This is a genomic window from Pseudonocardia alni (assembly GCF_002813375.1).
Taxonomy (GTDB): domain Bacteria; phylum Actinomycetota; class Actinomycetes; order Mycobacteriales; family Pseudonocardiaceae; genus Pseudonocardia; species Pseudonocardia alni.
Genome location: NZ_PHUJ01000003.1, coordinates 3,592,613 through 3,607,667, shown reverse-complemented (window position 1 = coordinate 3,607,667; position 15,055 = coordinate 3,592,613). Strand labels below are relative to the sequence as shown.

Genomic DNA, 15,055 nt, shown 5'->3' with positions numbered 1-15,055 from the left:
CCATGTCAGGGGTCAACATGGAATTCGCCCATGACACCCAGGTGCTGCTCGCGGCGGCCGCGGCGCTGGTGAACACCCGTCGGGCCGAGCCGGACCCGCTCGACGACGTGCCGGGCTTCGCGGCGTGGCTGGCCGAGCAGCCGTACTCGGGGCGCCGCTCCGGCTCCGACGACGAGCGCCGGGCCGTCCGTGCGCTCCGCGAGCGGCTGGCCGGGCTGTGGCCCGCCCACAGCGACGACGACGGCCCCGACCGCGACGGCACCGTCACGCTGGTCAACGCGATCCTCGCCGAGACCGACGCGCGCCCCCACCTCGCGCGGCACGACGGCTGGGACTGGCACCTGCACGTCACGCCCCAGGACGCGCCGCTCGCGGACCGGATGGGCGCGGAGATCGCGATGTCGGTCGTCGACCTGGTGCGCGGCGACGATCTGTCCCGGCTGCGCCGCTGCGCCGCCGAGGACTGCGACGCCGTGCTGGTCGATCTGTCCCGCAACCGGTCCAAGCGGTTCTGCGACACCGGCAACTGCGCGAACCGCGCGCACGTCGCCGCCTACCGCGCCCGCCGCGCCACCCGGACGCCCTGACACCCCGTCCCCCGCCGTGTCGATCAGTACCTGAGCGCGGTGCGCCCCGGTCGGGACCGCCCTCAGGTACTGATCGAGGTCAGCTGCCGGGCAGGTGCTCGGTGAGCAGTGCGTTCACCTCGTCGGGGCGCTCGTAGTTCAGCAGGTGTGCCGAGTCGGCGACCTCGGCGTAGCGGGCGCCGGGGATCGCGTCGGCGATCTCGTGCAGCGACGACGGCGGCGTCGCCGGGTCGTCCGCCCCCGCCACGACGAGCGCCGGCACCGAGACCGCACCCAGCTCGGCGCGGATGTCGAAGGCGCCGATGGCGGCGCAGCAGGCGGCGTAGCTCTCGTCGTCCGCGGCGCGCAGCATGTCCAGCAGCCGCCGCTCACCGGCCGGGTCGCGCTGCGCCCAGGTCTCGACGTACCAGGTCCCGGGCCGGGAGCCGACCATCGCGGCCGTGCCGTCGGCCCGCACGGTCGCCGCGCGCTGCGGCCACGAGTCCGGGTTCGGGAAGCGCGCCGCCGTCGCCAGGACCGCGATGCTGCGGACCCGCTCCCCACCGTGCACGCCGAGCCACTGGCCGATCGCCCCGCCGATCGAGACGCCGACGTAGTGGAAGTCCCCGATCCCGGCGGCGTCGGCGGCGGCGAGCGCGCCGCGGCCGAGCTCGGAGATCGTGAGGTCACCGGTGACGGGGGCCGAGTCGCCGTGGCCGGGCAGGTCGAACCGGACGCAGCGGAAGCGGTCGGACAGGGCCGCCACCTGGGCGTCGAACAGGTGCAGGTCGGTCCCCAGCGACGGGCCGAACAGCACGGCCGGTCCGTCGGCCGGACCGTCCACGACATGGTGCAGATCGAGTGCCATGTGCCCATCCTGCACCGGCTGCGGATCGCGGCCCGGGTTCGTAGGGTCACCGGCGAGGACGTGCGCCACCGGAGCCGCTGGAGAGAGGACCGTCCATGGCCGAGCTCGAGACCTTCAGGATGCTCATCGGCGGGAAGCCGTCCGACGCGGCGTCCGGCCGCACCTTCGAGACGCAGAACCCGTTCACCGGAGCGCCGTGGGCGACCGTGCCGGACTGCGGCCCCGACGACGTCGACACCGCCGTCGCCGCCGCCCGCACCGCGCTCGACGGCGAGTGGGGCGCGATGACCCCGTTCGCCCGTGCCGCGTGCCTGCGCCGGCTGGGCGACCTGATCACCGAGAACGCCGAGGCGCTGGCCCGGACCGAGGTCAACGACTCCGGGAAGCTGTACCGGGAGATGATCGGCCAGCTGAGCGGGCTCGGCGGCTGGTACCACTACTACGCCGGGATCGCCCCGACGATCGAGGGCCGTCAGATCCCGGCACCAAACCCGAACTACCTGGTCTACACGCGCAAGGAGCCGGTCGGCGTCGTCGCGGCGATCACGCCGTGGAACTCCCCGCTGCTGCTGATGACCTGGAAGGTCGCGCCCGCGCTGGCCGCGGGATGCACGATCGTCGTGAAGCCGTCGGAGCACTCGCCCGCCTCGACGCTGAAGTGGGCCGAGCTGATCGAGAAGGCCGGGATCCCGGCCGGTGTGGTCAACGTCGTCACCACGAACGACCGGGACACCGCCGCGCACCTGGCCGGGCACCCGGGCGTCGACAAGGTCGCGTTCACCGGCTCCACCGCGACCGGGCGGTCGATCGCGAAGGCGGCCGCTGCGAACCTGAACAAGGTCACCCTGGAGCTGGGCGGCAAGTCCCCGCAGGTCGTGTTCCCCGACGCCGACCTGGAGTCGGCCGCGAACGGGGTCATCGCCGGCGTGTTCGCCGCGACCGGCCAGACCTGCATGGCGGGGTCGCGGCTGATCGTGCACGCCGACGTCCACGACGAGCTCGTCCGGCTCATCGCCGAGCGCGCGGCGACCATCGCGCTCGGCGACCCGAACGCCGAGGACACCGAGATGGGCCCCGTCGCGAACGGGCCGCAGTACGAGAAGGTCCTCGGCTACCTGGAGACGGCGAAGGCGGAGGGCAACACCATCGCCTACGGCGGGGCCGCGGAGTCCGGGCTGGGCGGCTACTTCGTGCAGCCGACGGTGATCACCGGGGTGACGCCCGAGTCCACGGTCTACCGGGAGGAGGTGTTCGGCCCGGTGCTCGCGGCGCTCACCTTCACCGACGAGGACGAGGCCGTGAAGCTGGCCAACGACACCCCGTACGGCCTGGCCGGCGCGGTGTGGACGAAGGACGTGCACCGGGCGCACCGCGTCGCCGGACGGATCCGGGCCGGCACGGTGTGGATCAACGCCTACCGGGTGGTGGCGCCGAGCGTCCCGTTCGGCGGGTTCGGGCACTCCGGGCTCGGCCGGGAGAACGGCGTCGCGGCCGTCGAGGAGTACCTGGAGAACAAGTCGGTGTGGGTGGAGCTGTCCGGCGGCACCCGCGACCCGTTCACGCTCGGCTGACCCGCTCGGGGTCCGGGGTCTCCTCCCAGCCGAGCCGATCGGTCCAGCTCTCGCCCCACTCCGAGCGCCGCGGGGCGGGGATCCGGACCTCGGGGGCGTCGCTGCGGGTCTCTGACGTGCTCATGGGTACCTCTCGTCGGCGGTGTGCACCGCCGTGCCCGGGGTCGAGGTCCCGGGCACGGCGGTCCTCCGGCACCGCGGCCAGGACGCGCGGATCCGGCGACGGGGAGCGTCGCCGGACCCGGCGGCGTGTCGCGCGGCGCGGAAGTCGGGGAGCGACCACGGAACCGGTGCGGACCGCACGCTACGGACCGGCGGGGGCTGCAGTTCGCGAGCTGAGACCCCGACCGGCGGGCGGACCCGCGAGCGCGACGGATGGGAATGCGTTCGGCCGTCCGGACCAGCCGAGCCCGTCGTTCGCCCGCGGGGCTCTCAGCGGGCGGCACACTCCAGGGCGAACGCGCGGACACCGCTCCGACGAGCGACGATCACGACGGTGTGGGCCCGCCGGGCCGGGGCCGGTCCCACGGGCTGCCGGTCAGGCCAGGATCACCTGCCCGCCCTCGACCCGCACCGGTCGCGAGGTGAGCGGGGCCTGGGCGGGGCCGTCGAGCGGGGCCCCGTCGGAGACGGCGAACAGGCTGCCGTGACAGGGACAGGAGATGCCGGCCGGGGAGACCTGGTCGACGAGACAGCCCTGGTGCGGGCAGGTCGCGTCGAACGCCAGGACGGTGTCCGCGTCCGGGCGGGTCACGACGACCTTCTGCTCGGCGAAGACCCGGCCGCCGCCGACCGGGACGTCGTCGACGGCGGCGATGCCGGCCGGTGCCGCGGCGGCGCTGCTGCTCGGGGCGGCCGCCGCGGGGGCGGGGGTGGTCGGTGCGGGCGCGGCGGGCGCCGTGTCGCGCGGGGTTCCGTAGGTGGCGCAGCCCGCGGCGCAGCAGGCCACGGCGGCACCGGCGCCGGCGAGGAGCCGGCGGCGCGGGATCGGGGACACGGGGGGACCTCCGGGGGGACGGTGGGAGCGGTCGGGGGGTCAGAACGACAGGCCGTGGCCGGCGAAGAACCACAGCGCCGAGGTCGACCAGACCCCGGCGAGGACCGCGAGCAGCACCCCGCCCGCGACGGCGAGCAGCCACCCGGGCACGCCGGGGCGGCGCAGGAGCAGCATCTTGGTGACGAACGCGCCGTAGAACAGGCAGCCGAGCGCGGAGTGCAGCAGCGCCGACGTCGTCGCGCCGGACCAGCCAAACGCGTAGAGGCACTGCACGGCGACGGGCACGGTCACCAGCACCGCGGCGCGGCCCGACCAGCGGTGCGCGACCGCGGTGACCGGGTCGGCGTAGCCGCGCATCATCATCCGGCCGGTGACGCCCTGGACGACCGCGAGGACCAGGGCGGCCGAACCGAGCCACGCCTTGGCCGCGGCGCCGCTGGAGAAGCCGGCGAGGTTGACCGCGACGCCGGTGCCGACGTGCTGGCGGGCCCAGACGCCGAGCGCGACCGCGACCAGCGACCCGACCACGACGGGGACGGCGACGACCCGCCACGACAGGCCCTCCGCCGGGACCGCGACGTCGTGGGCCGCCTCGGCGTCGGGGCGGCGACGGGCCCGCGCCGGGTCGGGTGCCGTCGCGCGGGACCGTCGACGGCCGGGGCCGCGCCGACCGGGCCGGCGGGCGGGGCCGTCGTCGCCGTCGGCCCGGTCGCGGACGGCGGGGCGTGCGGGGCGTGCGGGGCGCTCGCGGTACGCGGCAGCCGGGTCCTCGGCCGGGGCGCCGGTGCGGACGTCGGCACCGGCGGCCGCCCCGTCGCCCGTCCCGTAGCCCGTCCGGTCGTAGCGGCCGGGTTCGGCGTAGCCGGCGAGCGGTTCGTAGGCGTCGGGGTGGTCGGCCGTGCCTGCCGGCCGGCCGCGGTGGTCGGCGTCGTCGGACCGGTGCAGCCGGTCCGCACCGGCGGGCCGGGAGCGGCCGGGGGTGCTCCCGGACCAGGCCGTGTCGTCGGCGCCCGCGGACCATGCGGACGGCGGGTCGTCACCGGCGGCCCGGCGCGGGCGGCCGGGACGCGCGGCCCCGGCGTCGGGCGCCGGGCGGCGCGGCGTGGCGACCCCGTGGGTGCCCGAGCCGCCGCCCGGGGGCGGGGTGAGCGGGCCGGTCGGGGTGAACAGGTCACCCGCGACGGCGTCGCGGCGACGGTCGGCGGTGCCCGCCCACCGGTCCGCGCCGCCGCCGGGGTCGTGGTCGGGTGCCCAGGACGGCTCCGCAACGGCGGCCCAGCCGCCGCTGTGCTCGGGGCCGCGGGGGTTCGGGATGTCCGCGGAGACCGGGGCGAACCCGACCGGGTCGGTGAGCTCGCGGTCCGCGTGCCGCGCGCGGGGGGACATCAGTACCCACCGCCGTAGCCGCTGCCGCCGATGGACGGAGCCGGCGCCTCGGCCGGGGCCTCGGCGGGTGCGGCGGCCGGGGCCGGGGCCGGGTCGGACGCGTCGGTCCGGGTCGCGGTGAAGTCCCAGGACCTCCCGTCGGCGCGGGCGGTGCCGGTGGCGACGCCGTCGGCGACGGTGTACTCGACCTCGGCGCCGTCCTTGCCGGTCAGGCGGGTGGTGCCGCCGGGGGCGGCGGTGCCCCTCGTCCAGGACTCGATGCCGCGGTTGTCGCAGACGTAGGCCTGCACGGCGCCGTCGGTGACCCGGATGTCGACGGTGACCTTCCCGTTCGTCGACCGGCCCGTGTAGACGACCTCGTCGGTCGCGGCCGGTGCCGGGGCGGCCGTCGGAGCGGGCGCCGCCGGGAGGGGGAGCGAGCCCGCGGCCTGTTCGACGGCGGCGGGGGCCGCCGCGGGCAGCGGTTCCGGTTCCGCGGTGAGCACGACGTTCGCCGTCGCGGCCCCGGCGGCGACCGCGCCGACGGCGACCATGGTCAGGAGGGGTCCGGAGAGCCGCATGTCAGCCCACCTCGATCCGGACCGAGTCGAACGCGGGCGTCTGGTTGGCCCGCTGCATCATCGGGGTGCGGTGCGACCCGTCCCCCGCCCACGACGAGCACTGCAGCTCGCCGGCCTGTTCGACGCCGGGCACGTCGATCGTGACGCTGTCCGGCCGTGCCCCTCCACCGCCGTCCTCGGTGGCCTGGAAGAACAGCGGATCGGGCGACGAGTCCGGTGCCTCGCCCGGGTCGGGCAGGATCCGGCAGGCGGTGTGGAAGTGGCCGCGCTGGAGTCCCTGGCCGTCGAGCAGGGACGCCTCGGCGTAGTAGCCGCCCTGGGCCGCGGGGAGGAACCGGTCGCGGACCAGGTTCCGGGTGCTGACGGTCAGGCGGAACGACTCCCCGGGCCGGACCGTCGTCGGGGCCTGGGTGATGAGCAGCGACGGACTGCGGTCGGCGTCGGCGACCTCGCCGAACGCGGTGGACACGCAGCGGGGCGCCTTCTGGAAGCCGTCGTGGGCGGTGAGCCGGCTGCCGGAGCAGTCGACGGCGAGGATGTCGAGCGCCGACGGCGCGCCCTTCTTCTCCCCGTCGCCCGCGTCGGGCTCGTCCCCCGCGCTGCCGGAACCCTGGTCGGCCGAGCCGCCACCGGCCCCGGCCCCGGCGCTGTCACCGGACCCGTCACCGGAGCCCGATGAGCCGGAGCCCGACGAGCCGGAGCCCGACGAGCCGGAGCCCGTGTGCCCGGCGTGGTCGTGCTCCCCGCCCCCGGAGGAACTCCCGGATCCGGAGTCACCCTCGGACGAGCCGGACCCTCCGGACGAACCGGTCGAGTCGTACGGCCCGGAGGCGACGTTCGCCGGCCGGTCGCTCCGGTCGGCGGAGGCGGCCCCGGCGGCGTAGGCGGCGGGCCCGGCGACGAGCAGGCCCAGGGCGAGCGCGGTGACCGCGATCGTCCTGCTGCGGCTGGTGGAGGATCTCATCGGTATCGGCTCCTCGGGGCGGTGCGGTGCGCTCCGGTGGTGCGGGAGGGCGGCGCTCCGGTGTCGGTGTCCAGGTCGTGGGGGGTGGCGTCGGTGAGGCCGGGCTCGGGATCGGGCTGCGGCCGGACGGGTGGCACGTGCGCCAGCTCGTCCCAGGGGTCGGGTGGGCCGACCGGCAGGGCCCGCCGGGCGCCGTCGCGGGGGTGGCGCGGGGCGGGGACGAAGGCGGCGGCCGGGCCGGGGGCCGGGCGGCCGCGCCGGTGCAGGGTCATGAGCAGTCCGCCCGCGGCGAGCAGCGCGACCCCGACCACCAGCGCCGGCACGACGACGTCGGACGCGGTGCGGGTCCCGGTCGGCACCGGGTCGGGCGGGGCGGGCAGCGCCGCGTAGTCGACGAGCCCGGTCGACTCCAGATAGCCGATGTGCCGGGTGACGTACACCGACGCCTCGTTCGCGAACTGCCGCATGAGCTCGTTGCGGGTGCCGACCTTGACGTCGGTGATCACCGGCAGGACCGAGCCGTGCGCGGCGCGCAGGATCTGCACGAACTGGCGGTCGTAGTCGGTCCCGGTGCGGACCGTCAGGTCGTTCATCCAGCCGATCTGCTGGTCGTTGGGCCTGCTGGGCAGCAGGACCCCGAGCTGTTCGGCGGTGGAGCGGACCAGCTCGTCGAGGTCGTGGTGCTCGACGCCGAGCTTGCGGGCGACCTCGCGGACGGCGGGCGCGGTGGCCTGCTGCTCGCCCTGCTGCCCGGTCGGGGCCTCCCAGAGACCGGCGAGGCGCACCTTCTGGAGCAGGTCGCGGTCGGCGGGGCCGAGCGGACCCCACCGGGTCTGCGTCCACCCCTGCTGCTGGTCGGTGGCGGCCGACGTCGCCACCCAGTACTGGGCGAGCACGACGGCGGCGACCGCGGCCAGTGCGGCGAGCACCGACCAGCGGAGCGGGCCGGGGATCCGGCGGGACATGGGTTCTCCTCCCCTTCTCAGACCTGGGCGAACTGCTCGGTGTGCACCCGGTCGTCCGGGACACCGAGCGCGGTGAGGGTGGCGAGGACGTCGCCGACGAGCTGCGGTCGGCCGCAGACGAAGTAGTCGAGCCGGCGGGCCGGGTCGTCGAGGTCGGTCAGGACGGCGGCGAGCAGCGCGGTGTCGATCGGCCCGGTCGCCCCGGACCAGTCCGCCGACGGGCGGCGCAGCACCTCGGTGACCTGCAGGTCGATCAGCGTGCGCAGGTGCGCGAGCTCGGCCCGGAACAGCAGGTCGGCGCGGTCACGGGCGTGCACGACCAGCCGGTACGGCCGCCGGTCGCCGCGGTCGGCGGCGGTGCGCAGCATGCTCATCATCGGGGTGATCCCGACGCCGCCCGCGATCAGCACGAGCCCGGTGGACGGCACCGAGTCCGGGGTGAACGAGCCGTAGGGGCCGTCCACCCAGACCGGGTCGCCGCGACGCAGCTCGCGCAACCGCCCGGCGAAGTCGCCGGTGTGCCGGACGGTGAACTCGACCCGGCCGCGGTCGGACGCCGACGACGCGATGGTGAACGGGTGCTCCTCCACCGACATCCGCTCCAGCCGCAGCCAGGCGAACTGGCCGGGCCGGAACCACGGTCCGGCGTGCCGGCCGGGCCGGGCGAGGACGAGCGTCGACACGGTGGGGCTCTCCGGGCGCACGACGTGCACCCGGAACTCGCCGGTCGCCGCGCGGGCGCCCCAGCGGAGCACCAGCACCGCGACCAGCAGCAGGCCGAGCCCGCCCAGCACGGGCCCCATGACGGCGTCGCCGACCAGGTTGTTCAGCCACAGCACGTGCAGCGACGACGCGCCGACGACGACCGCGGCCAGACTCAGGTGCAGCCAACGCCACACCTCGTGCGAGCCGGACCGGACACCGCGCAGTGCGAGCACCAGCAGCACGACGACCGCGATCGTCGCGAGGGTGGCTGCCTGGCCGCGGGCCGGTGCGGCGAGCGGCACGAGCAACCCGACACGTTCGGGGTGGTCGGCCACCACGCAGGCGAGGTGCAGCGCGACCAGCACCCCGGCGAGCACGCCGAGCCTGCGGTGCAGGCCGAGCAGGGTCTCCAGGCCGAGGGCGCCGGAGAGCCCGCGCACCCGGGACGGCAGCACCGCGACGATCACCATCGCCGACAGCGCGAGCAGCCCGGTCAGCACCGAGAGCTGGTGCAGCAGCGGCTGCGGTCCGGAACGGAGCATCCAGATCAACGACGGGCCGACGAGGACCGTGACCAGCACAGATCCCCACACCGTGCGGGCGCGGCGGTGCGCCAGCCAGGCGTCGGCGGGCGGCGGGGTGTCCCGCCGCAGGGGTGCGGTGACCGGATGCGGAACCGGGCGGGTCACCGGTCGCCGGGCGTGCGCCCGGCCGGTGAGGGTGCCCGCAGCGGGCGGGGGTGGTGGGTGCGCGAGCGGTGGACCGTCACGGACCGGCCTCGGGCCGGTCGCGGGTGCGACGCTACGGTCGGGCGGACGCCGGGGGCGCGTCCGCGCAGGGGGCGGGTCATCGGATCACTCCGGTTCGTGGAACCGGCCGGGTGGGGAGCCCCGGCCACCGCCGCGGCATCCGGGGGGAGCGGGCCGCGGTGCGGTGACACGAACATAGGAACCCCACCGGGACGGGGTTGCGTTCCTGAGAACGCGCACCGCCGTCCGGTCGTCGGTGTCCGGCGGGCGGGGACCGATCGCTCCGGTCGGAGTACGGACGTACGACCGACCGGCGCGATGACTCTCAGGGACACGACGTTCACCGCGCGCGACCACCGCTGGTCCCGTGCAGTCGGCCTCCGGCGGCGCGGGCGGGCACGCCGGCACAGCCGGAGGCGGCAGCCCCGGGCGCCCCGGAGCCCGGCGGGACCGCCGCGGACGGCCGGTCGGTCGGCCGGTGGCCGGTCGGGAGCTGCGACCGACGGCCCGACGACACACGACGGCCGCGCCCGCCCACGAGGGGCGGACGCGGCCGCTGGAGGAGGGTCAGGCGGAGACGCGCTCCGCGGCGCGGACGCCCTCGGCGAGTTCGCGGGCGAGCGACTCGACCGCCGACGGCCCGCCGGACTCCAGCGCCTGCACGAACGCCGTCCCGACGATGACGCCGTCGGCGTAGGAGGCGACGTCGGCCGCCTGCTCGGCGGTCCGCACACCCAGGCCGACGCACACCGGCAGGGTTGCGACCTCGCGCGCGCGGGCGACCAGGTCACGGGCCTCGACGCCCACCGAGCGGACCCCGGTGACGCCCATCAGCGAGGCGGCGTAGAGGAAGCCGCGGCTGGCCTCGACGGTCATCCGCATCCGCTCGGGGGTGGTGGTCTGGGCGACCAGGAAGACCCGGTCCAGGTCGTGGGACTCCGACGCCGCCAGCCACTCGTCGCAGTCGTCGGGCAGCAGGTCGGGCGTGATCAGGCCGGAGCCGCCGGCCGCGGCGAGGTCGGCGGCGAACCGCTCGATGCCGTAGCGGTCGATCAGGTTCCAGTAGGTCATGACCAGCGCCGGGGCACCGGCGTCGACGACCCCGCGGACGGCGGTGAACGCGTCGCGGGAGCGGGCGCCGTTGTCCAGCGCCTGCTGGGTGGCGCGCTGGATGACCGGGCCGTCCATCAGCGGGTCGGAGTAGGGCAGGCCGATCTCGACGACGTCGACGCCGCCCGCGACCATCGCCCGCATCGCCTCGACCGAGCCCTCGACGGTCGGGTAGCCGACCGGCAGGTAGCCGACCAGCGCGGCCCGGCCCTCGGCGCGGACCTGCTCGATCCGCTGCGCCACGCTGCCCATCAGACCGCTCCGTCCGTCACGGCGTTGCCCTCGTCGTCGATCAGCTGGAAGTACTTCGCGGCGGTGTCGACGTCCTTGTCGCCACGGCCGGACAGGTTGACCAGCACGACCTTGCCCTCGCCCAGGCGCGTCGCCTCGCGCAGCGCACCGGCCAGCGCGTGCGCGCTCTCGATGGCCGGGATGATGCCCTCGGTGCGGCAGAGCAGGCGGAAGGCCTCCATCGCCTCGGCGTCGGTGACCGACTCGTAGCGGGCGCGCCTCATGTCGTGCAGCCACGAGTGCTCCGGGCCGACGCCCGGGTAGTCCAGGCCCGCGGAGATGGAGTGCGAGTCGCGGGTCTGGCCGTCCTCGTCCTGGAGGATGAAGCTGCGCGAGCCGTGCAGGACGCCGACGTCACCGCCGCCGATGGAGGAGGCGTGCCGCGGGGTGTCGACGCCGTCGCCGCCGGCCTCGAAGCCGACCAGCTCGACGGAGGTGTCGTCGAGGAACGCGTGGAAGATGCCCATCGCGTTGGAGCCGCCGCCGACGCAGGCGCAGACCAGGTCGGGCAGGGCACCGGTGAGGTCCTGGACCTGCTGCCGCGCCTCGACGCCGATGATCCGCTGGAAGTCGCGCACCATCGCCGGGAACGGGTGGGGCCCGGCGACCGAGCCGATGAGGTAGTGCGTGTCGGCCACGTTGGTGACCCAGTCGCGCATGGCCTCGTTCATCGCGTCCTTGAGGGTCCGCGTGCCCGAGGTGACCGGGCGGACCTCCGCTCCGAGCATGCGCATCCGGGCGACGTTGAGCGCCTGGCGCTCGGTGTCGACCTCGCCCATGTAGACGACGCACTCCAGGCCCATCAGGGCGGCGGCCGTGGCCGAGGCGACGCCGTGCTGGCCCGCACCGGTCTCGGCGATGACCCGGGTCTTGCCCATGCGCTTGGTGAGCAGCGCCTGCCCCAGCACATTGTTGATCTTGTGCGAGCCGGTGTGGTTCAGGTCCTCGCGCTTGAGCAGGATGCGCGCACCCCCGGCGTGCGCGGCGAACCGCGGCGCCTCGGTGACCAGGCTCGGGCGGCCCGAGTAGGTGCGGTGCAGCTCGGCGAGCTCGGCCTGGAAGGCCTCGTCGGACATGGCCGTGTGGTAGGCCCGCTCGAGCTCGTCCAGCGCGGCGACCAGCGCCTCCGGAACGTAGCGGCCACCGAAACGGCCGAAGTACGGGCCGGTCTGGTCGACCAGCCGCGCCGTGTCCCCGGCCGGGGGAAGGGCGGTGTCGGTCACGAGTACTCCCTGACGGATCGAGGACCCCGATCTCGGGCCCCCGCCGGGCGGGGATGCGCCGGGAGATCGGACGGTCACGACGGTACACCGGGCCCACGACGCCGGACGCGGCACCGGGGGCTCTCATATATCAGCGGCCCGGCGCCGCACGGGCGGACCTCAGACGTAGCGCGGGCGCCCCGCGACCCAGCCCAGCACCATCTCGGCGACGATCACCGCGCCGAGCAGCACCAGCGACGGCGTCCAGGAGCCGGTGAGCCCGTGCAGGATCCCGAACAGGAACGGGCCGGTCGCGCCGATGAGGTAGCCGAAGCCCTGCGCCATCGCCGACAGGTCGGTGGTCTCTGCGGCCTCGCGGGTGCGCAGCGCGATCACGCCGAGCCCCAGCGGGAAGACCGCCATGCCGACGCCGAGCAGGACCGTCCACAGCCAGGGCGCGGCGGCCGGGGCGATCGCGAGTCCGGCGACGGCGGCCAGCGAGCAGCAGGCGAGCCCGACGATCCAGCCCGACTGCGACGCCCGGTTCAGCGCGATCGGCGGGATGACGAAGCTGAGCGGGATGCCGATCAGGTTGATCAGGGCGAGCATCAGCCCGGCGTCGGTGCGGGTGACCCCCACGGAGACGAACAGCTCCGAGAGCCACCCCATCGCGACGTAGGCGACACAGGCCTGGAGCCCGAAGAACGCGGTGACCACCCAGGCCAGCGGCCGGCGCACCATCGGGCGCCGCTCCTCCGCGTCGGCGGCGCGCACGACCGGCTCCGGCTCACCGTGCCGGGCCCCGATCGTCCAGACGACCAGCGCGGCCAGCGACAGCAGCGCCCACGCCCCGACCGCGCCGCGCCAGCCGCCGAGCAGCGGTTCCAGCGGCGGCGTGAACGCGGCGCCGATCCCACCGCCCGCGGCCAGCGCGGCGGTGTAGACGCCGGTGACCCGGCCGACGGCGTGCGGGAAGGACTGCTTCACCACGACCGGGATCAGCACGTTGCCGATCGCGATGCCCGCCGCGGCGACGAAGGTGCCGCCGAGCACGACCCACGGGCCGTCGACGACGCGCAGCACGAGCCCGGCGGTCAGCACCGCCATGGCGAGGCCGATCGCGCGGGCCATGCCGAGCCGGCGGGAGAGCAGCGGCGCGGCGATCGCGGCGAGGCCGAAGCAGATGGTGGGCACCGCGGTGAGCACACTGGTCCAGACCGCGGAGGCACCGAGGCCGTCACGGACCTCGCCGAGCACCGAGGACATCGAGGTCACGGCCGGGCGGAGGTTCGAGGCGGCGAGTGCCACCCCCACGACGAGCAGCGGGGTCCCGACGAGCGCACCGCGACGCGACGGCCCGGTCTCCTCGGCCCGTCCGGTGGCGATGGTCTCCTCCGCGCGTGTCTCCTGCTCAGCAATGCTCACGAAACAGTATTGTTACAGACGTAGGATGTTCGGATGGAAGGATGATCCGGTGCCTCTCGTCACAGCGCGCCGCGGTGGCCTGGTCGACCAGGTCATCGACCAGCTCCGTTCCGCCATCACCGGCGGGGAGTGGCCGGTCGGTGCCCGGATACCGCCGGAGTCGGAGCTGGCCTCGTCGTTGGAGGTCGGCCGCAACACCGTCCGCGAGGCCGTCCGCGCCCTCGCCCACGGCGGCCTGCTCGAGGTGCGTCAGGGCGACGGCACCTACGTGCGGGCCACCACCGAGCTGTCCGGGGCGCTGCGCACGCTGTGCGGCCCGGAGCTGCGCGAGGTGCTGGAGGTCCGACGCACCCTGGAGGTCGAGGCGGCCCGGATGGCGGCCGCCCGCCGGACCGACGCCGACCTGACCGTCCTGCGGGCGGCGCTGGCCGGGCGTGACCGGGCCGTCGCGGCCGTCGCGGCGTACGGCCGTCGCGGGGAGCAGCCGGACGCCGCGGACCTGGAGCGCGCGGCCCGTGCGGACACCGACTTCCACGTGGCCGTCGTCCGGTGTGCGGGCAACGGCCTGCTCGTCGAGCTCTACCGGGGTGTGGTGGAGGCGGTCGCGGACAGTGTGAAGACCACGATGCCCGGCACCGCGGGCACCGAGGACGACATCTCCCACACCGGGATCGTCGAGGCCATCGCCGACGGCGACGTGGACCGTGCCGCCCGCGAGGCCGGGGACTTCCTGGACCGGCTCATCGCGGCCCGCCCGGTCACCCCGCAGGGCCCCGCCGGGGAGCGCGGCCCGGACGCCGGGACCGGGCCCACCGCCTGACCCGCGACCCCGCGCCCGGGCCGCCCGTCGACCGGCGCGTCCCGTCCGCCGCGCCGGGCCGCACCGTGCGGGCGCAGGCCCGGCGCGGAGGTCACGGTCCGGTTAGCCTCCTTCGCCGGACCCACCCCCGCCCCCGACCCGATCTCGAGGAGTGCTCCGGCGTGCTGAAGGGCTTCAAGGAATTCCTGCTGCGTGGCAACGTGATCGACCTGGCGGTCGCCGTCGTCATCGGTGCGGCGTTCACGGCCGTGGTCACCGCCTTCACGAAGGCGTTCCTGGAGCCGCTGCTCCGGCTGTTCTCCGGCGGGGAGAACGCCGTGCCCCCGGGCACGATCCCGCTGACCGACGAGGTGCAGCTCGACTACGCGAGCTTCCTCAACGCCGTCATCACGTTCCTGATCACCGCCGCGGTCATCTACTTCCTGGTCGTCTTCCCGATGAAGTGGCTCCAGGAGCGCCGCAAGCGCGACGCCGGGGACCCGGCCCTGGAGACCGACCTCGACCTGCTGAAGGAGATCCGCGACCTGCTCCGCGACCAGGCCGAGCGGGACCGCGAGCGAGCCCTCGCCCCCGCACCCCGCGCCGTCGGACAGCCGACGGTGCCGGCGCCGCCGATGCCGTCCGGCCCGCCGCAGGGCCGTCCGGTGCCCCCGTCGCACGCGTCGCAGCCGCCGCAGCCCGGCCCGGTCGACGACGGCTACCCCGAGCCCTACCCGGACACCCCGCGCCGGTCCCGGCACCGCGGCTGAGCCTGCTCACTCCGGGTCGCTGCCCGACGGCCGCCGACCCGGTACGGCGTGGGCACCCCCTCGTACACGAGGTGCGCCATCAGGCCCTCCGACAGGTGCGTCGGGGTGCACCGCGCCGCTGCCGTCG

At 75.7% G+C, this 15,055-nt stretch carries 14 protein-coding genes and 1 pseudogene; 4 read left to right on the top strand and 11 right to left on the bottom strand.

The annotated features are described in order from the left end of the window. Nucleotides 1-17 precede the first annotated feature (17 nt). Nucleotides 18-587 (top strand): CGNR zinc finger domain-containing protein, encoded by a 570-nt coding sequence (locus tag ATL51_RS17885; RefSeq protein WP_100879279.1) that lies wholly within the window; start codon nucleotides 18-20, stop codon nucleotides 585-587. Nucleotides 588-666: 79 nt separating this feature from the next. Here ATL51_RS17885 and pcaD read toward each other — a convergent pair whose 3' ends face one another. Beyond that, complete coding sequence (gene pcaD / locus ATL51_RS17880) at nucleotides 667-1,434, bottom strand: 3-oxoadipate enol-lactonase (protein ID WP_073575705.1); 768 nt, start codon at nucleotides 1,432-1,434, stop codon at nucleotides 667-669. A 95-nt stretch (nucleotides 1,435-1,529) separates the two neighbouring features. On the opposite strand from pcaD, the gene ATL51_RS17875 reads away from it, so the two are divergent. Beyond that, complete coding sequence (locus ATL51_RS17875) at nucleotides 1,530-3,005, top strand: aldehyde dehydrogenase (protein WP_073575704.1); 1,476 nt, start codon at nucleotides 1,530-1,532, stop codon at nucleotides 3,003-3,005. Here the strand turns inward: ATL51_RS17875 and ATL51_RS28315 are convergent. The 10 genes from ATL51_RS28315 to ATL51_RS17830 all read right to left on the bottom strand — a co-directional run bounded on the left by ATL51_RS28315 (nucleotide 2,992) and on the right by ATL51_RS17830 (nucleotide 13,359). Next, a complete protein-coding gene (locus ATL51_RS28315) occupies nucleotides 2,992-3,129 on the bottom strand; it encodes a hypothetical protein (RefSeq protein WP_157818415.1) in 138 nt (45 codons plus the stop codon). The genes ATL51_RS17875 and ATL51_RS28315 overlap by 14 nt on opposite strands. Nucleotides 3,130-3,543: 414 nt before the next feature. Then, on the bottom strand, nucleotides 3,544-4,002 hold the full coding sequence (locus tag ATL51_RS17870; protein ID WP_100879278.1) for a Rieske (2Fe-2S) protein: 459 nt from the start codon (nucleotides 4,000-4,002) through the stop codon (nucleotides 3,544-3,546). 39 nt (nucleotides 4,003-4,041) lie between these two features. Then, entirely contained in the window at nucleotides 4,042-5,388 is a 1,347-nt protein-coding gene (locus ATL51_RS29495) for a DUF6529 family protein (RefSeq protein ID WP_301549068.1), read from the bottom strand. Continuing rightward, nucleotides 5,388-5,948 (bottom strand): hypothetical protein, encoded by a 561-nt coding sequence (locus ATL51_RS17860; protein WP_100879277.1) that lies wholly within the window; start codon nucleotides 5,946-5,948, stop codon nucleotides 5,388-5,390. Before ATL51_RS17860 ends, ATL51_RS29495 begins: the two co-directional genes overlap by 1 nt. A 1-nt stretch (nucleotide 5,949) precedes the next feature. Next, nucleotides 5,950-6,912, bottom strand: coding sequence for a Pecanex-like protein 1 (locus tag ATL51_RS17855; protein WP_100879276.1), 963 nt, complete (start codon nucleotides 6,910-6,912; stop codon nucleotides 5,950-5,952). Next, nucleotides 6,909-7,877, bottom strand: coding sequence for a DUF4142 domain-containing protein (locus ATL51_RS17850; RefSeq protein WP_100879275.1), 969 nt, complete (start codon nucleotides 7,875-7,877; stop codon nucleotides 6,909-6,911). Before ATL51_RS17850 ends, ATL51_RS17855 begins: the two co-directional genes overlap by 4 nt. Before the next feature lie 17 nt (nucleotides 7,878-7,894). Continuing rightward, nucleotides 7,895-9,271: a ferredoxin reductase family protein gene (locus ATL51_RS17845; protein ID WP_083658629.1), complete on the bottom strand. Its 1,377-nt coding sequence runs from the start codon at nucleotides 9,269-9,271 to the stop codon at nucleotides 7,895-7,897. 627 nt (nucleotides 9,272-9,898) lie between these two features. Then, on the bottom strand, nucleotides 9,899-10,693 hold the full coding sequence (trpA, locus tag ATL51_RS17840) for a tryptophan synthase subunit alpha (protein WP_062399443.1): 795 nt from the start codon (nucleotides 10,691-10,693) through the stop codon (nucleotides 9,899-9,901). Further along, complete coding sequence (gene trpB / locus ATL51_RS17835; protein ID WP_208623018.1) at nucleotides 10,693-11,955, bottom strand: tryptophan synthase subunit beta; 1,263 nt, start codon at nucleotides 11,953-11,955, stop codon at nucleotides 10,693-10,695. Before trpB ends, trpA begins: the two co-directional genes overlap by 1 nt. Nucleotides 11,956-12,114: 159 nt before the next feature. Beyond that, on the bottom strand, nucleotides 12,115-13,359 hold the full coding sequence (locus ATL51_RS17830; protein ID WP_312888636.1) for a CynX/NimT family MFS transporter: 1,245 nt from the start codon (nucleotides 13,357-13,359) through the stop codon (nucleotides 12,115-12,117). A 49-nt stretch (nucleotides 13,360-13,408) separates the two neighbouring features. Between ATL51_RS17830 and ATL51_RS17825 the strand changes: the two genes are divergently transcribed. Beyond that, complete coding sequence (locus ATL51_RS17825) at nucleotides 13,409-14,179, top strand: FadR/GntR family transcriptional regulator (protein ID WP_167410013.1); 771 nt, start codon at nucleotides 13,409-13,411, stop codon at nucleotides 14,177-14,179. Between the two features lie 161 nt (nucleotides 14,180-14,340). Next, a pseudogene (gene mscL, locus ATL51_RS29905) lies at nucleotides 14,341-14,718 on the top strand (large conductance mechanosensitive channel protein MscL); the annotation flags it as partial. Nucleotides 14,719-15,055: the final 337 nt, after the last annotated feature.

What these genes read in the sequence shown, in the direction of transcription:
- ATL51_RS17875 (WP_073575704.1), top strand. Translation starts at nt 1,530, where the DNA reads ATGGCCGAGCTCGAGACCTTCAGGATGCTCATCGGCGGGAAGCCGTCC.
- pcaD (WP_073575705.1), bottom strand. Translation starts at nt 1,434, where the DNA reads ATGGCACTCGATCTGCACCATGTCGTGGACGGTCCGGCCGACGGACCG.
- ATL51_RS17850 (WP_100879275.1), bottom strand. Translation starts at nt 7,877, where the DNA reads ATGTCCCGCCGGATCCCCGGCCCGCTCCGCTGGTCGGTGCTCGCCGCA.
- ATL51_RS17855 (WP_100879276.1), bottom strand. Translation starts at nt 6,912, where the DNA reads ATGAGATCCTCCACCAGCCGCAGCAGGACGATCGCGGTCACCGCGCTC.
- trpA (WP_062399443.1), bottom strand. Translation starts at nt 10,693, where the DNA reads ATGGGCAGCGTGGCGCAGCGGATCGAGCAGGTCCGCGCCGAGGGCCGG.
- ATL51_RS17860 (WP_100879277.1), bottom strand. Translation starts at nt 5,948, where the DNA reads ATGCGGCTCTCCGGACCCCTCCTGACCATGGTCGCCGTCGGCGCGGTC.
- ATL51_RS17885 (WP_100879279.1), top strand. Translation starts at nt 18, where the DNA reads ATGGAATTCGCCCATGACACCCAGGTGCTGCTCGCGGCGGCCGCGGCG.
- ATL51_RS29495 (WP_301549068.1), bottom strand. Translation starts at nt 5,388, where the DNA reads ATGTCCCCCCGCGCGCGGCACGCGGACCGCGAGCTCACCGACCCGGTC.
- ATL51_RS28315 (WP_157818415.1), bottom strand. Translation starts at nt 3,129, where the DNA reads ATGAGCACGTCAGAGACCCGCAGCGACGCCCCCGAGGTCCGGATCCCC.